Source organism: Thermoplasma acidophilum DSM 1728 (assembly GCF_000195915.1).
Classification (GTDB): domain Archaea; phylum Thermoplasmatota; class Thermoplasmata; order Thermoplasmatales; family Thermoplasmataceae; genus Thermoplasma; species Thermoplasma acidophilum.
Genome location: NC_002578.1, coordinates 118,296 through 140,910, shown reverse-complemented (window position 1 = coordinate 140,910; position 22,615 = coordinate 118,296). Strand labels below are relative to the sequence as shown.

Genomic DNA, 22,615 nt, shown 5'->3' with positions numbered 1-22,615 from the left:
AAATCATTGATATTTAATCTTTTTAGAATTCTTCTATTTTCATATAAGAATGTCTATTAGATTTCTAATCTTAATTTTGTATAAAATAAGATAGAAACTATGTGATATACTAAATCTTTTAATATATTATATCAAATATAACTGACATCAATACCATTAAAAGCGGTATTTTTTAAATAATTATAAGAAAATGGAATTAGCTTCTGAGGAGAAATTTTATATATATTTTAATACATATTCATTGCATGGGAGAACAAAGTAGCATACCATCTGATGCAAATATATCCTATGCTGAAAATCAAGATAAGAAATTGAGAAAGGCCCTTTCAACCTGGGATCTCCTCATGCTTAGTGTTGGTGGTATAATTGGATCAGGCTGGCTCTTTGCCGCATATGCTGCTTCTGTATTATCCGGTCCTGCATCAATATTAGCATGGGTGCTTGGTGGCATAATAGTCATCTTCATAGCGCTGGTTTATGCCGAACTAGGATCGATGATACCGCGTTCAGGCGCGATAGTTAGATACGGTCATCTATCGCATGGAAGCTTCGCAGGATTTCTCTTTGGGTGGGCCTACTTCCTCAGCGCCGTGTCCGTTCCGGCCATAGAGGCTGAGGCTGTTGTTACCTATGCAGCCAGCTACGTTACAAAGCCGGCGTTAATAGCAAACGGTATAATGACTGGACTCGGAACGCTCATCGCTATGATACTTATGATAGGATTCTTCTTCCTTAACTATGCTGGTGTTCACATAATGGGAAAGACCAACCAGGGCCTCACATGGGTAAAGGTCATAATTCCAGTCATAACGATATTAGTTCTCATATTTGTGCATTTCAATCCATCCGAGATAATACCAAGCAATGGCTTCATGCCTTACGGATGGGCGCCTGTATTTGCGGCGATATCCAGCACAGGCATAGTATTCTCATACTTTGGCTTCAGGCAGGCCATTGACTATGGGGGCGAAGCAAGAAACCCACAGAGATCAATACCGATCGCCACAATTGGATCCGTTCTCATAGGCATGCTAATATATTCTCTTCTTCAGGTTGTATTCGTGGGAGGTATAGACTGGTCGAAGGTTGGACTCTTGCCGGGCCAGTGGCAGCAACTCTCTTCACTGGCCTCTTCATCAAATGCTGCAACAGCTTATCCATACGCATACGATCTCATGAACGCACCGTTTGCAACTGTTGCCCTCTCAGCTGGCCTTGTGTGGCTTACCTATACGCTGTACGCAAGTGCATACCTTGCACCATCTGGAACGCTTAACGTCTACATGGGAACATCCGCCAGGACGCTTTACGGCATGGCGGTCAATGGCCATCTGCCAAAGACGTTTGCGAAGATAGAGGAAAGGAACAGGATACCACTTATACCGCTGATAACGACACTTCTCGTTGGATTCCTGTTTTTCCTTCCGTTCCCGAGCTGGTATAAGATGGTCGGATTCATAAGCGGTGCAACCGTATTCACGTACATCGTCGGTGGTGCTGCGCTGATGAATCTCAGAAAGCAGGCTCCAGAGCTTAAAAGGCCGTTCAGGCTTCCTGCTGCAGACGTTTTCGCTCCTATTGCCTTCATACTGGCATCGGAAGCGGTTTACTGGACCGGTTGGCCAACGACGCTGTATCTGGCCATTGGAATATTTGCTGGCCTCGTTCTATACGGTATCCTGGCTGCGCTGCACAAGATAGAACAGAGTTTCAACAGCACAAACGTAAAAGCGGGACTCTGGGTGCCATTTTTCATAATAGTGCTCACGGTTCTATCATACCTCGGCGAATACGGTGGCATTGATGTTATAAAGTTCCCGCTCGATCTCATCGTTGTTGCCATAGTCAGTGCGCTGTTCTATTTCTGGGCCATAAGAAGCGGGATAAAGACAGAGGAGATCGCCGCCATGGTCGCTAACGAAGACCAGTACGTTTGAAAAAAATATAAAAATTCATAATTTTATATTTGACAGATCAACGCCTTTTGTTTCTTTTGAAAGCACAGCAGAGATCAGTATGAATATCTCGCCTATTATGATGAATGCTCCCCACCATGCGTAAAATGCCTTGGAGGTGAAGGCCACTATCAGGAGCAGGAACACGGTGCTCCAGTTGCCAAGTATGAAGCCTCCGTTGAATCCTATGCCTGTGCCGGTGCTCCTCATCTCGGTCGGGAACTTCTCAGCCAGGTATGATGGTATAACACCGTAAACACCTGTCGTGACGAATGCTATTATGCTGGCGAATATCAGGGCACCTGTGAAGCCGAGGTAATGACCCATTATCATATAAGTCAGCGGTATTGCAAGAATTATGGCCATCGATGAAAATATCACCATTGTGAGCCTTCTTCCAATGATATCACTGAGATATCCAGAGGCCATGTATCCAAGTAGCGAGATCAATATAGCGGTTATAACCACATAGATGAAATACGGGAACTTCATGAAAGCATGTACGGACAGTACGGTCGGGAAGAATCCAAGCGTTAAGCCATAAACCCATGCGATGCCCGTCATCGCAAGCGCACCAAGTATTACGTTGTACACTATCGTCGGACTAAACGATCTTTTCAGAGGGTTCTTTTTCTTTACACTTTCCTCCCAGAGCACCGATTCCGGCATCCTTATCCTTATTATTAGGCCGATTATGGCTGGTATGAGGCCTATCCAGAACATCCACCTCCATCCGGTAACGTTGAAGCTTGATCCTGGAAATACATAATGGAGATAGAGGAATATTGAAGCTGCCAGTGTATAGCCTATCGGATATCCACTCTGTACGGCTGCGCCCCATATACCCCTGCGATTGCCAGATATCGATTCCATTATGATCGACGAACCGTTTCCATACTCGCCACCGGCGAATATGCCTGTTATTGCTCTGAACAGAAAGAGAAGGATCGGTGCAATTATGCCTATGGTGGCATAAACTGGAAGGAAACCTGTGGCAAACGTGATAAGACCGAGGCCGAGCAGCGTTATGAACATGGTGTTCTTCCTTCCGATCCTGTCTCCGAGGCGTCCGAATATGAAACCGCCCACAGGCCTGAACACAAAGGTGGTTGTGTATATGCTCCATGTTCCGACTATGGCGAGGCCATAATGTGCCGGAAAGAAGAGATTGGCAAGCACCGGAACCAGGAGAAACATCATGCTCAGGTTGAATGCATCCATGATCCAACCAACCAGAGCACCTGGATACACTGACCACACATTTATTTTCCTTGTTAGAGAAGATGCATATTCCATCATTGCGGATCGCCGCTGAAGAAATAAAATTGCCTCTAACATGTTAAGGATGATTCGATCATATTTTATTCATTATTACTAGATAATGAGTATCAAAATTTTTCTATTAGATAGCGATGATCCACCATGGCCTGGAAAAGGACGGTTTCAGTGAAGGCACTTGAAAATGCAGGCGGGCAAATAGCTGTCAACGTGGACGGAAACGTAATATTCATAGCCAGGGGAAAGGATGGCCTCCATGGCCTGAATGCAGTCTGCAGCCACGCCAGATGCATACTCGGAATTTTTGAGGAGGATACGATGACAGTCAGATGCTCGTGCCACGGTGCAAGGTTCGAGGTAACTACAGGAAAAATGATCGAACCACCTTCCGTTGCGCCAAACGCACCTATGGAAAAGCTTGGCCTTAAGGTCTACAACGTCAGGGATAATGCCGGTTTTCTTGAGGTTGACGTGGACTGAAATGTCCAACTGAAGAATTTTTTAAAATTAAAGAGGCATTTTTCATCAACTCAATGAGTTGGTATGGCCCATAAAATTCCCATTTAGGCAGATCAATTCTTATCAGATTCTTCTGGAAAAAGATCCTTCGATATCTTTCTTGCCTTAAGCGTTGACGATTCTATGGCCTTCATTATCGATGTCCTTATCTTGCCATTTTCAAGCTCGTATATGCCATCAATGGTGACTCCGCCAGGCGTTATGACCTTCTCCTTTATTGCTGATGGATGGTCGCCGCTCATGGCAAGCAGCTTTGCAGATCCCATTACCGTCTGGTATGATGCCTTCAGTGCAATGCTTCTCGGAAGACCAACCTTCAGGCCGCCATACATCATGGCCTCTATTATGGTCAGTATGTAGGCTGGCCCGCTGCCGCTCAGTGCGGTCAGCGCATCCATGTATTTTTCATCTACACGCTCCGTTTCCCCGAACACCCCCAGTACACGGCTGACGAAGGAGATCTTACCTTCATCCTCTTCCAGGGTGCAGAAAGGTGTGTAGCCTGCATTGACCTCAGCGGCTATGTTCGTCATCGATCTCACTATGAAGGATCTGGGAAGGATGTGACGTATCACCCTAATGGGGACTGCAGCGGCCATGGAAACTACGATCTTTCCCTCGAGGATCTGGGATAGCTTCTTCATCTCTGAAACCAGATCAGCAGGCTTCAGCGTCAGTATAACCATATCGGCCGAGGTTACGGCCTGAACATTATCCGATGTTACCGTAATGCCATATGCCTTGAGACCTGCATTCAGATCCGGCCTTCTTCTTGTGGAAATAACATGATAACCCGCCTTTGCAAGCGATATGGATATGGCCGATCCAATTGTTCCTGCGCCTATCACAGCTATGGTTTCCAAGTCTCTACCCGCCTGAGGAATTTTTATCATGTTATTAATTCTTCCTGAACCTTTCCGGCAAAACGTCAATATCTTATGTATAATGGCAAATTTTAGACTGTACGGAGATATATATAGAAATCCCATGGCTTGACTTCTTTCTGATTCTCCCTCACAGCGATTAATGAGTCTTTCGGAAATTTCATGCGCCCATTCTTTGCCATATGTACGGATATGGATCTGCCAGCCTTGACCTTCTCTATGACGAATGATGCTTCGTCCTCAAAGACCGTTATCACGCCAGCTGATCCAAGACTGTATTTTTCTCTCAGATCACCCAAGTTCATGAAGAAGCTGTGCATATCTTCATCCATAGAATCCCACGGGAAGCATCTCCTGTCGTCCGGATCCTTTCCGCCATCCAGACCAACCTCATCGCCATAGTAGATTGTTGCTATACCATCGAACAGATAGAGTATCGAGTAGGCCAGCTTAACCTTCTTCCTGTCTCCATTCAGGATCCTTAAGATCCTTGGGGTATCATGAGAATCCAAAACATTCATCATGGCCTGCTGTTTCTCTATACCATTGACGATCAGCATTCTCTGCACCCTATCGTAGAATTCTCCCAGCGTTATCGATCCCTTCAAAAAATCGATGATGGATCCGCCTAGGAAATAATTTGTATAGCTCTGCCATGCTGATCCGTTCACAAGGTAGGTGGGCAGGCACCACGCCTCCCCTATGTGCAAAATTCCGGTACCGATCTCACTGAAGACCTCCTCGAAGAATTTGCTGTATATGGAATGCGCCACATCGTAGCGGAATCCATCTACATCGAACTTCTGCACATAATATTTCAGGACATTTATGCAGTATCGCCTCACCTCAGGATTTCTGTGATCAAGCTTCGGCATGCCTCCGTACCCCATGAACGTCTCATAGGACGGATAACTACCTCTCTTTCCTCTTCCCCTGAATACTGTGAATTCATCCCTGTGGAATATGTACCATCTGTAATAAGGTGAATTCCTGCCCTTCTCTATTACATCTCTGAAGGCCGGGAAGTCGGTTGAAGTGTGATTGAAGACCATATCAAGAACTATTTTTATACCGCTTGCATGGGCATCTGATACGAGATTCTTCAGATCCTGATCCGTACCCAACAACTCATCGATGCTGTAATAATCATCAACATCGTACCTGTGATTGGATTTGCTTTTGAATAGAGGATTCAGGTATATGTGATCCACCCTGAGATCCTTGATATACTGGATCTTCTGCCTTATACCTTCCAGATTACCGCCGAAGAATGAGTCGCGAGACGGCTTCTCGCCCCATTTTATGAGGCCCGGACGATCTTCACCATAACGATGGAAACGATCTGGGAATATATGGTACATTATCTTCGAGTTACCCTCTGAGTTTATCCTTTTGGTTGATCTGTAGTATCCATGATCCGGATATCTCACCTGATCCACCTCAAAGGCATACCCAGATACTCCTGAAATAACAAATTCAACAATGTCGTAGGTCGCCTGGGATGATCTTCTGGAATAGACCACCTTAACCTCCGATTCAGTTAAAATACGAACCGAGACCACCTGCTTGGGCACAGCTATCCTAATATCCATCAACCTATCGTCAAGTATGCAGGAAAATTGAGAAAGATCAGGATCGTGATACACAGCATCAAGCCATAATGATACCTGGAACATGTTAGATCTTGACTGGCTATTCCTCAGAAACCGGTACTGATCGAGAGCTATCCTAAATTCGTATTTATCTGGAACGAGGCCATCCACTTCATCTGTCGATTCGCTGTTCCCCTCCAGGACTATGCTGCCCTCGCCCTGACAGTTGAACGTACCTTCGACATAAGCGGTACTTGCATCTATTTTGCCTAGATGCACCTTGATCTTCCTGAAAAATGGCGCATCTCCGCCGATTTCAATATCAATCATCGGTTGGTATACTACATCGTATGATATAACCGATGCGGCAAGCGTTTTTTAACAAGACGATTATACCATAACAAATGGTATATAGATCCAGTGTTGCAAGCTTTCTTCGCCGTTTCTTGAGAGGGCAGGGAACAACGGAGCAGCGGGTTATGGATCTCTCAATAGGCGACGGAGCGCTCTGGTCCATATACAGTTCCATAACTTCACCATATATAGTGCCGCTGGCCATCCTCATGATAGGGTCATCGGCGCCAGTAGGCTTCATCACCGGCATTCCTGTAATAGCAGTGCCGTTTTCACAGATTGCTGCTTACAGGTTATTACGCCGTATGGATGATCTGAAGGCTATAACAATCATAACAACGTTTCTCGATAGAATTCCCTGGATCATAATTGCAATTCTCATTTTCATCCACACCCGCTATTTTCTCTACCTTTTGCTTGGCCTGCTGCTTATGAGAAGCTTTTTTGCCTCTTTCTCTGGAACAACATGGACTCTCTGGATACCTGGAATGATAAGCGAGAAGAACAGGGATGGTTATTTCTCGACAAGGAACATGGTAATGAAGGCGTTCGGCATAGTAGGCTATCTGATAGCCATTGCTATCTTCATATCAGTTGATGGATACAGATTTGACTACTTCCTGATGTTCGTAATATCATTCATATTTTCTGCGCTTTCCATAAGCATAATGAGGTTCATACCCTCGGCAAAGGTTAGGGATGTATATTCAACATCATCAACAGGATCGACGGAACTGGAGTTCATCCTTGCTGTGTTGGTCTTATCAATTGTGGGATTCGCTTACTATTTTTCACAGCCTTACATAACGCTTTATCTCCTCGGAAGGCCATATCTCAATCTGGGATCAACGGTGTACACGGCCGTGCTGATAGCCAGTGGGATACTATACATACTATCACAGAAGCTGGGAAAGATCATGTCCATGCGAACCGGGTATTTGGTGACCATATTGATCACCGCAGCATCGCTGGCTGTGCTCTTCCTCATACTCTATTCGATGAGAGGCCCATTCTATGTTATGGCCATCGTAATTCTCATGTCCATACCGTTTTCCGTGTATTCACTTGCATCCTTCAACATGATGGTAAGCAGATCCTCTGGAGAAAACAGGGTAAAGAGGACGGCCTATTATACACTATCAAACAGCGTTGCCTTATCTGCAGGGCCAATAGTTGGGAACATCGCCTACGACTATGTTAACGATGTGCACACGATGTTTCTGCTTTCTGCGTTGATTCTAACCGTCTCAATACCGCTTTCCATATACCTTGGAAGGCTTGGAACAACTCATTCAGTCTGATCTCCGTGAGTTTCGCCTTATGCTCCTCCAGGTGAATCCCTTGAAACGTTCCTCATCTTCCACACGGCCCACCTCATGGTATCCATACTGTTCCCAGTATCCGTCCTTGTAATCCTCTATGAGTTCAATAGAAGTGAGCCATTTAGCGCTCTTCCAGCCATAGAGATCCGGTATGAATGGCCTTGCAGGAAATCCGTTCTCCCTCTTCAGATGGGATCCATTCATCTTTATGGCAATTAGGGATCTGTCTGATAAGGCGTATTCCAATGGCACCGGCGTGGAATAACCGTCCGCAGACCAGAACATAATCCATTTCGCCCTCTGATCCGGATCACTTTCCCTTATGAGTGCCGATAGTGACGGGCCTTCCCACACAACATCCTTTATTGACCACTTGGTAACGCAGTTAAAATCCGCTGTGTAGTTTATGTGCGGCATCCTTTCCAGATCATCGAAACTGTAGCATTTCTTCTCCTTGACCAAACCTTCAACGCAAAGTCTCCACTTTTTGAGATCTATCTCCGGTTCTCCTAGTGCATCATATATTATGAAATTTGATATATACCTCTGGCCAGGGTTTTTGACAGTTACTCTTTCCATAAATTTTCTATACACAGCTTATATATATCATTGATCTAAAGCCAAGCTAGACAATTTATATATACCGTGGCCGGATCATATTATATGGAGAAAGTTGTTGAGAAATCTGGATTCGTTCACCATTCAAATGATGCTGAAGATATGCCGATGGACGGAGGTGCAACAATAAGATGGCTGATTACGCATAGAGACGGCGCTGAAAATTATTCGATGAGACTGATAACCGTGAAGAAGGGAAAATCAACGCCGCACCACCATCATGATTATGAACACGAGATATTCATCATATCCGGCAGAGTAAGAGTTCAACTTGATGGTAAGATGTATGTTGCGAAAGCGGATGACTTCATATTCATTCCTCCAAACGTAGAACATGGAATGGACGCAGAAGAGGACACCAGAATGATCTGCGTTGTACCGATAAAAGCAGCGAAGATGATACTTGGAGAATAAAAAAATATTAATTTGTCCATATAATATACATTTATGAATGAAGAGGAGGATGCTTTTTCTTATCTGTCAAAGCTTGGACTGACACCTTACGAGATAAAGGTTTACAAAACACTCCTGATCTATGGCCCAAACAGTGCAACGGAAACGGCAAAACTGTCAAAGGTGCCGCAACCCAGAGTTTATGACATATTTGAAAGCCTTGAATCCAAGGGCGCTGTGGAGGTCAGTCCAGGAAAGAGGAAGATTTACCGGGCTGTACCCATCGACAATTTTATCGATAGAAAGCTTATTGAAATAAGGGATTATAAGAAAAGGATTGAGAGCTATATAGAGCAGCAGAAGAAATTCAAAGAAAGCAACCCCTATCTTTGGATGATCAAGAACAATTTTCAGATCAGAGAGAAGATGAAGGATGTGATAAATGAGGCCGAAAATGAACTCATAGCCTCACTCAATTATGAGAATATCAGGTATCTGAAAAAGTATTTCATAGATGCGGCAAAGCGCGGAATAACCGTTGTGATAGTGGCGTTTCCCGATGCTGAGTTGGACTTTCTAAGGACCTTTCCAGAGGATATAGTGATCAGAATCAGGAGAGGGTCAGCTTCACAGGTAATGATCGCTGACAGAAAGCATGGCCTGATCAACGTTGAGAGCACTGAGGATTCCGAGGGATATGCTCTTTACTTTGACGAGAACGAGCTCATACATATACTGAACTATTATTTCTACCACACAATTTGGGGCCCTTCAGACATGTTCCATGACTTTCCGGTGAGGCAGAACATAAAATTTTCCACCGCATGGCTGAGCTGTGAAGCAATTGATTCGTTTTTCAAGAGATCTTACAGCGTATCCGGAATCGTCACGGGCTACAGTGCCACGGGACAGGTGAAAATAGAGGGCACAATAACCGGAATAGACCTCATACCAGGGTTCAAGCATACCTTCTTCATCAAGGACAACGAAAGGGTGTATTCTGTGGGCGGAAAAACTGCCAGAATGGAGGATATAAAGCTTGAAACACTCACAATGAACGTCTGGATACCCAACAAACAGGCGATATCGCAGAAGCAGTAGAGGGCTTTTTTATACTACAATTACGCTTATTTTAAGATGAGTCGGTGTTTCCAAAAATGGCACAAATCCATGAAGACTTAATATTTCCTCTTAGGAACACCGGATATGTGAATACCTCACAAAAAAGAAACAACGCATGTGATATCGTTTCGCGTTATATCTCACTGCCAAACCGGATTCCTATTCTTTACAAATTTTCCTTCCTGGAGTTCATTGAATGCCTGGATCAGCTGATCCCTAGTGTTCATGACTATAGGCCCGTACCATGCTATGGGCTCATTGAGCGGTTTGCCAGCCAGAAATATCAACCTAGAATTTGCCTGCGAATCGATGAATATATCAGTCCCTTCCTTTGAGAGCACCGCGACGTTTTTTTCATTGAAGGTGGATCCATTAACCCTAATGCTACCCTCTACAATGGCCATTATAGCGCGATGCCCTTCTGGAACAGACAAGCTGGTTCTAGTGTCTGGTTCCATTAGTATCTCTACGTAATATGGATCGATTCTCTGCATGAGATCATACTGGAAATTCTCGTTTAGTGCTCCGCTTACCCTGTTCACCGTACCCGCAACGATCCTTATACGATTTCCATAGTCATCTGAAATTTGAGGTATCTGATCCGATCTTATTGACCTGTAGGCCGGATCCGCCATCTTTGAAGATGCTGGCATATTGAGCCACAGCTGTATTCCAGCATTGGAATCGTTCCTCTCCCGATACTTATTCTCCTCTCCGTAGTAAATCGGCTTTGGCATCTCCTCATGGAATATTCCGCTGCCTGCGGTCATCCATTGTATCTCGCCTGGCGCAATGATGCCCCTGTGCCCTTCGCTGTCCTCATGGAAAGTCTTGCCTTTGATCTGATACGTGATCGTTTCTATACCCCTATGCGGGTGCCATGGAAAACCGTTATCGTAGTCGGCCCTGTTATCAGAGCCGAACATATCCATTAAAAGAAAAGGATCGGTTATGGCTGTGGTTCTTTGAGATCCGAACATTCTCCGCAGCTTGACCCCAGCACCATCGTATGTAACCGATCCCTCGAACACGTACTCTGGTATCTTTGCCTTCAACTCTGTTTCATCTCCACCATTTCCAGCGCAAGTTCCACCTTAACCACATCACCAACCATCACGCCACCATTGTCAAGCACCATGTTCCATGTGAGCCCGAACTCCCTGCGATTGATAGAGGCTGTAGCAGAAAATCCGAATCTCTGATTTCCGTAAGGATCTTTGAGTTTTCCACCCAGCTCTCCATCAAATATTACTTCTTTTGTGACATTCTTTATCGTAAGATTTCCATGCACCTTGTACTGATCGCCGGATACCTTCTCTATCTTTGTTGACTCGAATGTTATGTATGGATATTTCGAGATCTCAAAGAAATTCGAGGACCTTAGATCGTCGTCCCTGCCATTATCGCCGGTGAAGACGCTTGCGACCTCTATCTTTGCGGTGGCCTTTCCGCTTTCCAGATTCTCCGGATCACCGTTAAACGCTATCTCAAACTTCTTGAAGCTGCCCCTTACACGGGATATCATCATGTGCCTTACCACGAACTCAACGTTCGAATGCACGGGATCCGCCATCCATGTCTTAAGTACTTCCATTTTTTCACCTACTACATTTACTGAAGCTGATATAGAATAAACATTTAAATATTTTAAATAACTCTATGTTCACTAACTATACCCACATTAATAAAGGTGGTGTGATTGGACAAAGGCGAAACATGCCCCATAGTGGAGGCAATTAGAGAGGTCGGAAACGAGAATGATCTACTTGTGATAAGATTTCTTTCTGACGGCAGCCTTGGATTCAATGACATGCTCAGAATGGCGGGGAACATGAGTCCTAAAACGCTTTCCAATACGCTCAAAAGGCTTCAGGAAAAAGGCATCATAGCTAGAAATGTAGTTTCGACACAGCCTTTTCGTGTCATGTATTCGCTAACACAAAAGGGGATGGATCTGAAGGTAGTTCTCAACGATCTGAAGGCATGGGGTTCAAAATGGCTGATGACATATAATTCGTACTATGTAACGAATAGCCAGGATTCGTTATAAATTGAAATCTTAATGACATACCACGCATGGAAGCATAAATTACAAAAGTTTAAATTATCTGTTAAGACTACACTATCATCATGACGGTAGTGAGGCTGGAACATGTAACCAGAGATTTCGGAAAGAATTCGCCTAATGGACCTCATACAGGTGTTTTCGATATCAATCTCACGATCAACAATGGTGAATTTTTTGTTATTCTCGGCCCTAGCGGCTCTGGGAAATCTACCATGCTGAGGATAATAGCAGGACTAGAGAAAGTTGATTCCGGTCATATATTCCTAGATGAGTATGAAATCACGGATTTTCCTCCGAAGGATAGGGATATGGCAATGGTCTTCCAGAACTATGCTCTTTATCCCTTCATGACCGTTTACGACAATATAGCATTTCCCCTCAAGATCCAGAAGATCAGTAAACAGGAGATAGACGAACGCGTAAGGGAGGTTGCTAAGCTACTTGATATAGAGGGCATTTTAAACATGAAACCGGGACAGATATCGGGGGGACAGAGGCAAAGAGTTGCGCTGGGACGTGCAATCATTAGGAGGCCGGCTGTTTTCCTCATGGATGAGCCATTATCGAACCTCGACGCGAAACTGCGAGGCACGATGAGAGTTGAATTGAAGAAATTGCACGAGCAGTTGGGTATCACAACAATATACGTCACTCATGATCAGATCGAGGCTATGACACTTGCCGATAGGGTTGGCGTTATAAACAGGGGAAATCTCATACAGGTAGGAGGGCCTATGGATGTCTATGATTCACCTGCTAATACCTTTATAGCTGGATTTGTCGGAGATCCACCAATAAACTTCATAGATGGAACAATAGTCACCGAAGGCCGTGATAAGATTCTGAGGATCAACGAATTCAAGCTTGACATAGGGCAGGAATTCCCAGACAATGTCGCTGAAGTGACTGTAGGCATTAGACCTGAGGATATTGGAGAAGGCGATGAAGGCTTCGTTGCTGAGCTTGAAGCGATACAGCCTCTTGGACGGAGACGGCTTGAGTATTATATCGTGAAGAATACTGGCACAAGAATTGTGAGAGCTACTTCTTTGCTCCAAGAAAGAAGAATAGGCGAGGAGGTTAAACTGATACCTCTGAATAACAGGCTGCTCATCTTTGACAAAAGCTCAGGAAAATTACTGTGGAACGGAAAAAAGATAAGCGTTGCCGAGGCCTGATTCGGACTGCAAAATTATGAATTAATAAATTTCAATATTTTCTGGATTATAGTTGCTGGTGGCTATTTCCAGCGGAATACCGAAGTTGTATACACTGAGGAATGAAGGGCATGCTTCCTGGTAAAGATACGGGATCGGCTGTAATATTGGTGATGAAAAGAAATCGCTGAAAAGCATTGTACCCATATTTAACCGCATTGCAAACACCGTGTTGTTTAGGTTGTACACCTGATGCCATGCAAGTATAATGCTTCCGAACTGCGTGTATGCAATGTATGGATTTGATATATCAAATGCTGATGATGTTATATTGTAAGTATACATTGAACAACTATTCATTAACAGGTTTATGGCTGCCACTTTCAGCATGTAAGACTCACCAGATGTTGATACATATGACACTAAAAGCATTCCAAATGGAGAGGATGCAACCGATATTCCCCCAGTGAGATCTTCATGAATGTTTGCACTGTATTTTAAGACAGTACGCATATTCCTGTTCATCAGAATGATATGCAATGCGTCGTAACCGATGTTCTTGGTGTAGTACGAAACTGTGATCATGCCCATAGCACCGCTTAGCGAACCTGGAGAACTGCCCATCACAGGAATCATCTCGCTGGTAACATGTCCGTTGCTTATATGCACGAGTGCGTAATAGTAACCATTGCTTGTCTTGAAGCTCTCGAGCAGATAGACGGTGAAACCATAGGAATAGATGCTGATCCTGATCGCGCTGGAATGCATGACGTAAATCTGCCTGAAAATGGATCCATGGCCTACCTCGATTATGATCTCCGAACCAAGCATGTATGCCAGATACACATTCCCCATCCAGGATGAAACACTCAGATCCTCTGCGCCATCAGTACCAGGTATCGCTACTGGCTTGCTCCATGAGATGAAATCATTCGTGGAAGAAACGTAGACTCTGTTCGAGCCGCTCATATTGGATATGAAGTACATGTAAAAGTTCCGTCCGGATCTGATCACACTGGGAAATTCGTATACGATGCTATTTACCTTCTCCAGCGAGATTCTCAAAGTTTCATTCAACGGTGGAAGCGTTATCGGGACAAGAGTGGCATAGTGTCCAACAGAAAAGTTCGACAGCGCCTCCTGCTGGGTCAGCGTTCCCTCACCAACGGTAGCCGGGGCTATGTACGTGTATATATTAGAACTCCATGGTGGCGATCCTCCACCGCCCTGCCAGCCACCATTCGTAGTGTTGTACTGGTCAACAACCCTCCATCCATCCACGCCGTATCCATCGTAAGATCCAGCAACTATCAGGTATCTATATGATAGAAAGTTCTGCCCCAGGTATTCTATCGGTATTGTAACATATATTTCGCCAAGCGACAGGTTTACAGATACGAGTATTCCATTCGAATAGGTACCGGTCAATGTCTGCACATAGGTTGCCCATCCAGAGATGTATATCATCTTCTGCCACGGTATGCTGGATTCTGCGTTCGGTCCACTTCCCAGGTATGTATTTCCAGACGTGCTTCCATTTGATAGGAAGATGTTTATTATCTGGTTAGAAAATCCAAGCGGCCCGTTCCATATGTTCCAGAGCTGTGCATATTTGAACGCCCACAATACATTGAACTGATTCTCAGATACATTTACGTATTCAAGATTCAGCGATCCAGGAGGTATCTGCGTCGGCTGATCAGGATAGGTGTAATATCCATCCCCTACTGGCGGAACTGTGTTGTGTATAGAGGATACAAGTACATAAGCAGCGATGGACTGTGGTATATCTATGTAAACTGGAGATAGCGAACTGCTGATATTGCATTGCCCATCGTAGGCATACACCCCCATCTCAAATGATTCGCCTGGCACTATGCCGATCATAGACATGGGAATGGCGAACTGCACCACTGATCTGGCAAAGGCGATCATGTTTGGATTATGTGGCAAAATAGACCAGTGGTCAAGGCCGGTCGACACGAATGAATTGTAATAACCCGCACCATCACTGAACGAGGACACGTTGATCACAGCAGCGTACATGGCTGCAAAGTCGAGACTCTGCAAACCATTTACCGTGTAGAATGAAGAACTCTGGACGTCATTGCTGATGTTGCTTCCCATCGTAGGATCAGGCATTGAAATGTAGACACCAATGCTGTTCAGCGGATCGATGCCGTAAATCCACGCTGGACCGTTTATGTAGACCTGAACGAACAGCGTTGTTGAATTGTACTCTATATCAACCTGCGATACGCCTCCATGCGAAGCGTTGTTATCGGTGTACTCTATGCTGCCATTCCACTGGTTTCTCACAACCGGAGTTGAAGCTATCCCGTAGGGAGTGCTGATGGTCTCACCCGGGTATCCGTTCAGAGATGGGGAATGCTGAACAGTGTAGTTTCCCATCGAAGTCGGAACCAGAGGTGGAGTGTAACCAAGTGTAAGATAATTCGGCACCTTTGCGCCTATCTGCTTCAGCGCATATGTAAGATCCCCTTTGAAAATGTAGTCAAATGGAAGCGTGTTCGAACTGCTTATGGTCCATGGAGCCATCTGGAAGAACCAGTCGCTTCCCTCTGCTGCGTAGATGCCGTTCCATGCCCTTGTCAGATTGCCCTCAATGCTGTTGGCGGTAAGGTTGTTTTCAAAAGATGAATAGTTCTGCAATTGCGTTAAATTGTTTATCTTCTGATATGTCAAAACTTCACTTCTTACCTCATTTAGTGCCTGCCAGTAAAAGTCCTGAACAGAATCCCCAGACCACTGCGTAAGGTATATATTGCTCTGATAGGGAGCAGCTTCTCCATTTCCGCTGTTCCAGCCTGCGGTAGCAAGGTGCTGTATCACTGGTAGTTTAATTCCCTCATTTTTAATCTGATTTATAAACTGTTCAGGCGTAACGGTGTGAATATATGTAGAGTTCTGTTCCAGAGCTGTATAGAGATCCTCGAGAAACGGAACGCCATCCTCTGCGAACGGAGACATAAACATCCAATTCTCTCCGTCTATACCGATTGTTACCAATGTTCTCTGATGATACTGTGCCGGGATTGCGCTGTAAACCCCTTTGAGATAATTTATAATGTTGTCCACTGCGGTCCATGTTGGCAGGTTGCCGTAGTTGAACGCCCAGTTATTTGATATGTACCCGTCCCTGAAGAACATGTAAACCGAGGTGTTGTTTGGTCCCAATGCTATGTATGGGGTGTAAAGGTTCATCATCTGGGATACGTTGCCACCGTTACCAAAGTCATATCCCAGCGCATTTATTCCGGAAGCACGAAGGGTTGCTTCAGCACTGTTGCTCCATATGGCTCCGGATTCATTTATGGCCTGCATCATCTGATATGATACCGTGAACTCTGGGGCATACATACCTGATGGCCACTGCCCAAAGAGTTCGTGGAACTGACCCCTGCTTATATTCATCTGAGCCAGCACATCGCTGTAATAAGAGGCTTTCTGTATAGTTCCATCCGGTCCAGATATATTATTGGCCAGTAGCAGCGGCGTAAGCGGGTGATAGAATGGGCTTGTAAATAGTTCAACGTTGTCGCTCCCCAGATCATTTCCAAGCATATCATTCCTGAAAGCTGGTATAACCTGTCCGGTAAGCCATTTTGAATAGTGGAGTATCTCCGTCAGGTCTCTCTGGCTGAACGAGGTTTGATTGTGCATGGCCCAAATTGTGCTGTTCATCCAGGTGGATCCGAGCTGACCCTCAACAAGAGGTGTGCTGATATCATACAGGAACCAGAGCACCTTGGCATCTTCAAATTGTGCCTTGCTCAATTTTCCACCGGAAGCCCATATATTGTGAAGCTCAAGGTATTCATTGGAAGCTGGTTCGTCCAGCTTATACACGTAGGACGGTATGCTGAAGTAGTCCGCTGTTATGTTCGCCAGTAAACTCTGATTCTGTGTTGTGTTCAGTTCGCTGTAAGGTATGAATGCATACTGTATGAATGTGTTATTATAGTAAGGATCCGTGGATATGTTTACGAGCTGATAAAGGAGCGATCCGGACAGCTCATATGTTACATTTATTTGCGGGAACATGTGTGCAATGAGCGCCTGTTCAATGTATTCGGAAGTGGCGTGTACTTCCGTCCAGGGCAGTACGTAGTTGTTTGATCCGACGATCTTGTAGAGCGGTTGATGATCATTGTATATTATGGCAAGATCTATTGGTTTTGGCCTTGAAGACGGTATATTCATGTGCCCGAAGTCCAGAGAAAGTGTATTATTGACCATAAAGAATGGCTGGCTACCATCGCTGTATATACCCTGCTGATGATACGGTATGCCAGTTCCCACCCATGATCCTTCTCCACCCACCACGAAGAGTGAAAAGTTCATAATGAGCTGCCCGGTGTAGCCATCCGGAAACAAGGATGTCCAGGGAATTGCTATCTCTGTGGTGTTTGCAGATGAATTGAACCTGAAGGTACTAGGTATCAGATTTGCATTGGGTGATGGGTTTGCGAGAGAGGTATTGATGAGATATGTTCCGTATCCCGTTATGCCCGTATTATCTCCACCAAAATATGCTGCAGAAAAGTAGTTGATCGGACTTGAGAACTTTATGTTTCTCGCCCAGACGTTGAGATTCGATATTTCGTAAGTTCCGTAAGGCGAATCGGTACCGTTGCTTATGAAAACGTAAAGGGCGTTGCTGCTGATGTTCTCTTCAATTCCGAGAAAAAGATCCGTTGCGTTGAACGAAACATAAAATGATGATATATTATTATTACTTCCCCAGAGCGAAGGTTCCGTATTCCTGTAAATGAGGTGTCCAGAAAAGTCTGCTTTAACGTTGCCTGTGAAGCTTATGCTTCCTTGCGTCACCTGTATGGGCTGCGAAGGCATCGGAGAGGCTGCTGACACTGAAGATGCCATAAGCGAGGTAAGAAAGAGAGAGACCATTACTAGAACTATTATCATCTTATTACTACTTTGCATGGTATAATAAACCCTAATCTCTATAAATATTTTTTTCAATGTACATTTACGATAGAAATAAGCAGAAAATACGGAAATTAATTTAAAAAATTATGAATAATTATCTGTGCAAAAAATCATTTATACGTAGCTAGACTGAAACCACTGACGAGGTATTTCTGGAACACGAAGAAGAGTATGAACAGAGGAAGGCCCATGAGAACGGAGAAAGCCGCATAAACGTTGTAATTCATGACCACTGTCCCTGTTGAAGTGTAGTAAAGACCTATGGCCAGTGTGTACATACTCGGTGTCGTTATGAATTGCCCTGCAAGAGCATAATCTGTGTATGGACCCATGAATGCGACCAGTACTGCAAATATTATCACTGGCCTTGACATTGGAACCAATATTCTGAATAAGGCCTGTGACTGCGTAAGACCGTCAAGCTGTGCTGCTTCTTCATAGTCCTTTGGCAGGGAGTTTACATAGTTCATTATCAACCAAGATGAGTATATCAGGGCACCGCCGGTGTATGCCAGTATGAGGCCCTGGTACGTATCAATAAGATGCAGCGTTGCAAACATGAAATAGAGTGGTATAACCATAACAACAAACGGAAACATGGTCAGTATTAGCATCATGTATAGGATCGCCTTCTTACCAGGTATGTTGAACCTCGCCATGCCTATGCCGGCTATTATTGCGAATGCAATTCCTATCGCTGTGGAAGCTGTACAGAATATAAGTGTGTTCCCTAGCCATGTGAAGAAGGGATACTTGAAAAGTATCAGGTAATAATTTGATAGCGAAAAGAATTTGGGGAGAAGATCAGACAGGCTTGTTTCAGCTATGCTGTTCACAGAGCTCAGGGATGTTAAAACTACATAATATATCGGAAATATGGAATATATCCCAACTATTATGAGTATTATGTGCGAGAGGATCTTCTTGATTAAAGAAATGCGCTTATAATACGTATTCTTACGCATATAAGCCTCTGCGTATCTTGGGCGCCTCATATTCTTATTCTCATTTGTTTCTTCCATTTTACCACCTAATAGAGCACCTGCATCATCTTGGTGTACTTATTTGCAAGCACAACCAGTACTAGCAGGATAAGTATGGAAATTATTGCATAGGCAATTCCAACACCATAGGCAAGGTATGTGAAGGCCTCATAGTAGGAGTAGGTAATGAGTATCTGCGTGGATATCAGTGGCCCGCCACCTGTAAGCAGGAATACAGGATAGAAGTTGTTCCATGTGAATATGAAACCGAATATCGTTATGAAAGCGAATTGCCTGCTGAGCATTGGAATTGTTATACGCCTGAGCGTCCGCAAAGTGCCATATCCATCCATCTCAGCTGCATCGTATAACTCGGACGGGATACTTTGTATGGAAGCGGTAAAAACGTATGTATAATATGGAAATGAAAGCCACAGGTTCACGAGTATCAGGGAGAGCATGGCCAGTGAAGGGCTTCCAAGCCAAAAAAGCCCTTTTATTCCAATTGCGTTCAGGACTTCGTTTATTATTCCAAAATGGTAACTAAGCATATTTTTCCATATAAGGAGCGTGATAAAGGCTGGATAAGCCCATGGAAAGAGTATAAGAGTTCTGTAGAATCTCTTTCCTATAAGGCCTTTCTGGTTGATGACAAGTGCAAGGGCAAAGCCCATCGGCACCATTAGAGCCGTGCTTCCAACGCTCCATATTATCGTATGCAATATTATCTGTAGGAATGCGCTGGAGGTCACTATAGATACGTAATTTGCAAGGCCTATGAAACTATAATCGTAGAAATGCACAACATTGAGGTTTGTGAAGGAGAAGTATATGCCAACACCTATAGGGTAGAAGTCGAGGAATATCAGAACGGCTATCACCGGTAAGACATAGATGATGCTCTTCCAATCTAGATTCTTATTGAAAAAATTTGATATGTTAGATGTTTTCATGCTCTTCATAGCTAAAGCCTAGCGTTGCTTATAATTTTATTCCGCTAACTGAACTTTCAGCGAAGAAATATAGATTCTCGCTTGCAGAGGAAACCTGCAGAAGCGAGATCGTAGTTGCAGAGATGAATGGTGGATATCCAGCTGATTTCATCGTGGCGATTATCTGATTCTCCAGAGCGGTTGCTGCCTGTGTTATGTTCCCAGAACCTCCAACATATAGAGCATACATCTGCGTGTTGAATGGCGTCCAGTATGCGTTGAATGCAAGATAGTTTGGCTGTATCTGTGTGTGTGCTTCCTGATCAAACCAGTACTGTGCGTATGGATCTGTGGAATTATGACTTATTGCCCAGTTATTTGCAGCTATTGCCGATGGAAAATCACCGGCCTCCTTGAATAGTAGCTCCTGGTTTGTTACGTTTGTCATCATCTTCACGAACTGTATTGAGGCCCATATCTGAGTCGGGTTTGCACCGCTAGCCTTGCTGTTGGAAACCACATAGCCTATAGAACCCCAGATTGGTTCAACCCATGATCCTGTGGCATTGTTAAATGGCAGTGGGGCAACGCCGAGATTGCTTCCGAGATAGCTCTCAAATGTTGACTGCTCCCATGGGCCCTCCTCTATGAATGCTGATTCATTATCCTCGAACATGCTTATGACGTCTGTCTGGCTGCTTAGCCCGGTTGGGCTGACCTTATAATAATAAGTGAGATTGTAGAGGAATCCGATCGTTTTAGTAGAATTTACAGAGTTCAGCTGCGGATACATCGAGGAATTGAAGATTGTCGCGTTAAATGCAGGGAACCACGCAGCTGCATTGTAGCCATACCATAGCCCCAGGCCGTAGGGGAAGCCATATACAGTCTTTCCATTTGGAGCCTTTTCGCCAGTAACACTCTTCGCGTCCTGTATAAGCTGGTATATTGTCTTTGGCGGTGTCTTTACATACATCTTGTTGTAGTAGAGTGCATTCCCGTTTATGTTGATGGGTATACCGTATATGCTTCCATGGTACGTCCAGTCATTCAATGCTGCTGGCTCAAACTGCGAAAAGTAGGAACTGTTGAATTCATCGCTCATGTTTATCAGCGATCCTGAAGCCCAAAGAACTGCGGCATCGTCGCTAGTATCCCTGTACACATTAGGTGCTTTACCCGCATGGGCTGCCGTAAGATATGTGGATGCAGAACCAACTGCAACAGCTGTATCTATTTGAAGCGTTATGTTAGGATATTTTGCTTCGAACGCTTTCACAGCCTGATCAAATACCTGCGTCTCCCCGCCTGCACTCTGGGAGCTCCATATTGTTATCGTGTGCGCTGCCTTGTTTGAGTAGTATGCCTCAACACTCACGGTGGCTACTACCACTATTACGACAACCGCAACAACCGCCCAGACAAGCTTTCTGTTTTTCTTTCCGGAAGAAGGGGGCTTGTATCCACCACCGGAGGGTGGCTGATAGCTGGTCCCCTTATTCTTATCGTCATTACTACTGTCCATAGTGTATAATCGGAAATAGATTATTTAACTTTTTCTTTAGCAAAATATATACTCTCTTGCAAATCCATAGAATTAAGTTATGATGTGATCTGCAAGGCAAAACTCATCAGGATTGAATGAAAACTATTATATAGAATAATAATCAATGCAAAAAAAATTATTACAAGATATAGTAAATTTTATTTACTGATGGTCGTAGGCCTCCATAACGTACTCCGCGAACTGGTCATCCGGGTACGCGCCTATGAATGTAACATCGTTGTTTATGACTATATGCGGAACGCTGGAAACACCGACCTCTTCGGCCTCATTCTCGAACTCCAGCGCCTCTATCATCTCACCCTTTATGTTCGGATTGAGAAGTGCAAATTTATGCGCTGTTCCAACTGCTCTCGGGCAGTACGGGCATGTCGGCGTAACGTAGACCTTTATGGTTATTGGCTTGTCGATCTTTGATATGAGTTCTGCAGCCTTTGATGAAACGTCTGCTTCTCCCATCGATACATTCTTGAGGTCTTCTATCAGCGAACCGAATTCATAGCCAGACGGAAGGCCGTAATAGACGATCCTGCCATCCTCGACACCTGCCTTTGAAACGATGGTTGCCGGATACTTCTCAACTCCGTACTTCTTCACCATCTCCTTGTCTTCATCGAAGTTATAAACCTTCAGGTGTATCTTCGGATTTATTTCCGATACTTCAGTTGCAAGCTGAACAGTTTCTTTGCAGTACCTGCAGTTCTCATCATTTGAAGTGAAAACCACAAGATCAACATCGTTCTTGAGATACTTTTCAAACTCCCCCTTAAGGTATTCTCTGTCTTCCTTTCTTATCAGATTTGCCATGGTCAGGCATTTTTTTATTATATTTAAGCCTTGCTACACAGATCTGTGTATTCACAATGGCAAAGCGTTTAAGGCATGATAGCATGCTGTGTA

Annotated in this window: 18 protein-coding genes; 7 read left to right on the top strand and 11 right to left on the bottom strand. The window is 44.4% G+C overall.

What is annotated here, in order from left to right; all coding sequences use genetic code 11:
• The first annotated feature begins 245 nt into the window (after window positions 1–245).
• Window positions 246–1,937: an APC family permease gene (locus TA_RS00710; protein WP_010900569.1), complete on the top strand. Its 1,692-nt coding sequence runs from the start codon at window positions 246–248 to the stop codon at window positions 1,935–1,937.
• 15 nt (window positions 1,938–1,952) lie between these two features.
• Here TA_RS00710 and TA_RS00705 read toward each other — a convergent pair whose 3' ends face one another.
• Complete coding sequence (locus TA_RS00705) at window positions 1,953–3,254, bottom strand: MFS transporter (protein WP_241761855.1); 1,302 nt, start codon at window positions 3,252–3,254, stop codon at window positions 1,953–1,955.
• A gap of 123 nt (window positions 3,255–3,377) precedes the next feature.
• Here TA_RS00705 and sdx point away from each other — a divergent pair, with 123 nt between their 5' ends.
• A complete protein-coding gene (gene sdx / locus TA_RS00700) occupies window positions 3,378–3,713 on the top strand; it encodes a sulredoxin (RefSeq protein WP_010900567.1) in 336 nt (111 codons plus the stop codon).
• A gap of 92 nt (window positions 3,714–3,805) precedes the next feature.
• Here sdx and proC read toward each other — a convergent pair whose 3' ends face one another.
• Entirely contained in the window at window positions 3,806–4,615 is an 810-nt protein-coding gene (gene proC, locus TA_RS00695; protein WP_241761854.1) for a pyrroline-5-carboxylate reductase, read from the bottom strand.
• A 92-nt stretch (window positions 4,616–4,707) separates the two neighbouring features.
• Window positions 4,708–6,558, bottom strand: coding sequence for a glycoside hydrolase family 13 protein (locus TA_RS00690; protein WP_010900565.1), 1,851 nt, complete (start codon window positions 6,556–6,558; stop codon window positions 4,708–4,710).
• A 74-nt stretch (window positions 6,559–6,632) separates the two neighbouring features.
• On the opposite strand from TA_RS00690, the gene TA_RS00685 reads away from it, so the two are divergent.
• The gene (locus TA_RS00685; RefSeq protein WP_010900564.1) at window positions 6,633–7,883 is read left to right on the top strand and encodes an MFS transporter; all 1,251 of its coding nucleotides are present in this window, start codon (window positions 6,633–6,635) and stop codon (window positions 7,881–7,883) included.
• Here the strand turns inward: TA_RS00685 and TA_RS00680 are convergent.
• A complete protein-coding gene (locus TA_RS00680) occupies window positions 7,875–8,483 on the bottom strand; it encodes a sulfite oxidase-like oxidoreductase (protein ID WP_048161436.1) in 609 nt (202 codons plus the stop codon). The two genes, TA_RS00685 and TA_RS00680, sit on opposite strands and share 9 nt — an antisense overlap.
• An 84-nt stretch (window positions 8,484–8,567) precedes the next feature.
• Between TA_RS00680 and TA_RS00675 the strand changes: the two genes are divergently transcribed.
• Window positions 8,568–8,936, top strand: coding sequence for a cupin domain-containing protein (locus tag TA_RS00675; protein ID WP_052295710.1), 369 nt, complete (start codon window positions 8,568–8,570; stop codon window positions 8,934–8,936).
• 33 nt (window positions 8,937–8,969) lie between these two features.
• On the top strand, window positions 8,970–10,016 hold the full coding sequence (locus TA_RS00670) for a TrmB family transcriptional regulator (protein WP_010900561.1): 1,047 nt from the start codon (window positions 8,970–8,972) through the stop codon (window positions 10,014–10,016).
• Window positions 10,017–10,177: 161 nt separating this feature from the next.
• On the opposite strand, the gene TA_RS00665 is transcribed toward TA_RS00670, so the two are convergent.
• Complete coding sequence (locus tag TA_RS00665; protein WP_010900560.1) at window positions 10,178–11,092, bottom strand: pirin family protein; 915 nt, start codon at window positions 11,090–11,092, stop codon at window positions 10,178–10,180.
• On the bottom strand, window positions 11,089–11,631 hold the full coding sequence (locus TA_RS00660; RefSeq protein WP_010900559.1) for a YceI family protein: 543 nt from the start codon (window positions 11,629–11,631) through the stop codon (window positions 11,089–11,091). Before TA_RS00660 ends, TA_RS00665 begins: the two co-directional genes overlap by 4 nt.
• A gap of 105 nt (window positions 11,632–11,736) precedes the next feature.
• On the opposite strand from TA_RS00660, the gene TA_RS00655 reads away from it, so the two are divergent.
• Window positions 11,737–12,087 carry a winged helix-turn-helix transcriptional regulator gene (locus TA_RS00655; protein ID WP_010900558.1) on the top strand — a complete coding sequence of 117 codons (351 nt, stop codon included), beginning with the start codon at window positions 11,737–11,739 and terminating at the stop codon, window positions 12,085–12,087.
• 80 nt (window positions 12,088–12,167) lie between these two features.
• A complete protein-coding gene (locus tag TA_RS00650) occupies window positions 12,168–13,283 on the top strand; it encodes an ABC transporter ATP-binding protein (protein ID WP_010900557.1) in 1,116 nt (371 codons plus the stop codon).
• 21 nt (window positions 13,284–13,304) lie between these two features.
• Here the strand turns inward: TA_RS00650 and TA_RS00645 are convergent, their stop codons facing one another.
• The 5 genes from TA_RS00645 to pdo all read right to left on the bottom strand — a co-directional run bounded on the left by TA_RS00645 (window position 13,305) and on the right by pdo (window position 22,522).
• Window positions 13,305–18,230, bottom strand: coding sequence for a glucodextranase DOMON-like domain-containing protein (locus TA_RS00645; protein WP_010900556.1), 4,926 nt, complete (start codon window positions 18,228–18,230; stop codon window positions 13,305–13,307).
• Between the two features lie 116 nt (window positions 18,231–18,346).
• Window positions 18,347–19,258 carry a sugar ABC transporter permease gene (locus TA_RS00640; protein ID WP_197525260.1) on the bottom strand — a complete coding sequence of 304 codons (912 nt, stop codon included), beginning with the start codon at window positions 19,256–19,258 and terminating at the stop codon, window positions 18,347–18,349.
• An 8-nt stretch (window positions 19,259–19,266) separates the two neighbouring features.
• Entirely contained in the window at window positions 19,267–20,181 is a 915-nt protein-coding gene (locus TA_RS00635; RefSeq protein ID WP_010900554.1) for a carbohydrate ABC transporter permease, read from the bottom strand.
• Window positions 20,182–20,200: 19 nt separating this feature from the next.
• Window positions 20,201–21,676 carry a sugar ABC transporter substrate-binding protein gene (locus TA_RS00630; protein ID WP_010900553.1) on the bottom strand — a complete coding sequence of 492 codons (1,476 nt, stop codon included), beginning with the start codon at window positions 21,674–21,676 and terminating at the stop codon, window positions 20,201–20,203.
• A 183-nt stretch (window positions 21,677–21,859) separates the two neighbouring features.
• Window positions 21,860–22,522, bottom strand: coding sequence for a protein disulfide oxidoreductase (gene pdo / locus TA_RS00625; RefSeq protein WP_010900552.1), 663 nt, complete (start codon window positions 22,520–22,522; stop codon window positions 21,860–21,862).
• Between the last annotated feature and the right edge of the window lie 93 nt (window positions 22,523–22,615).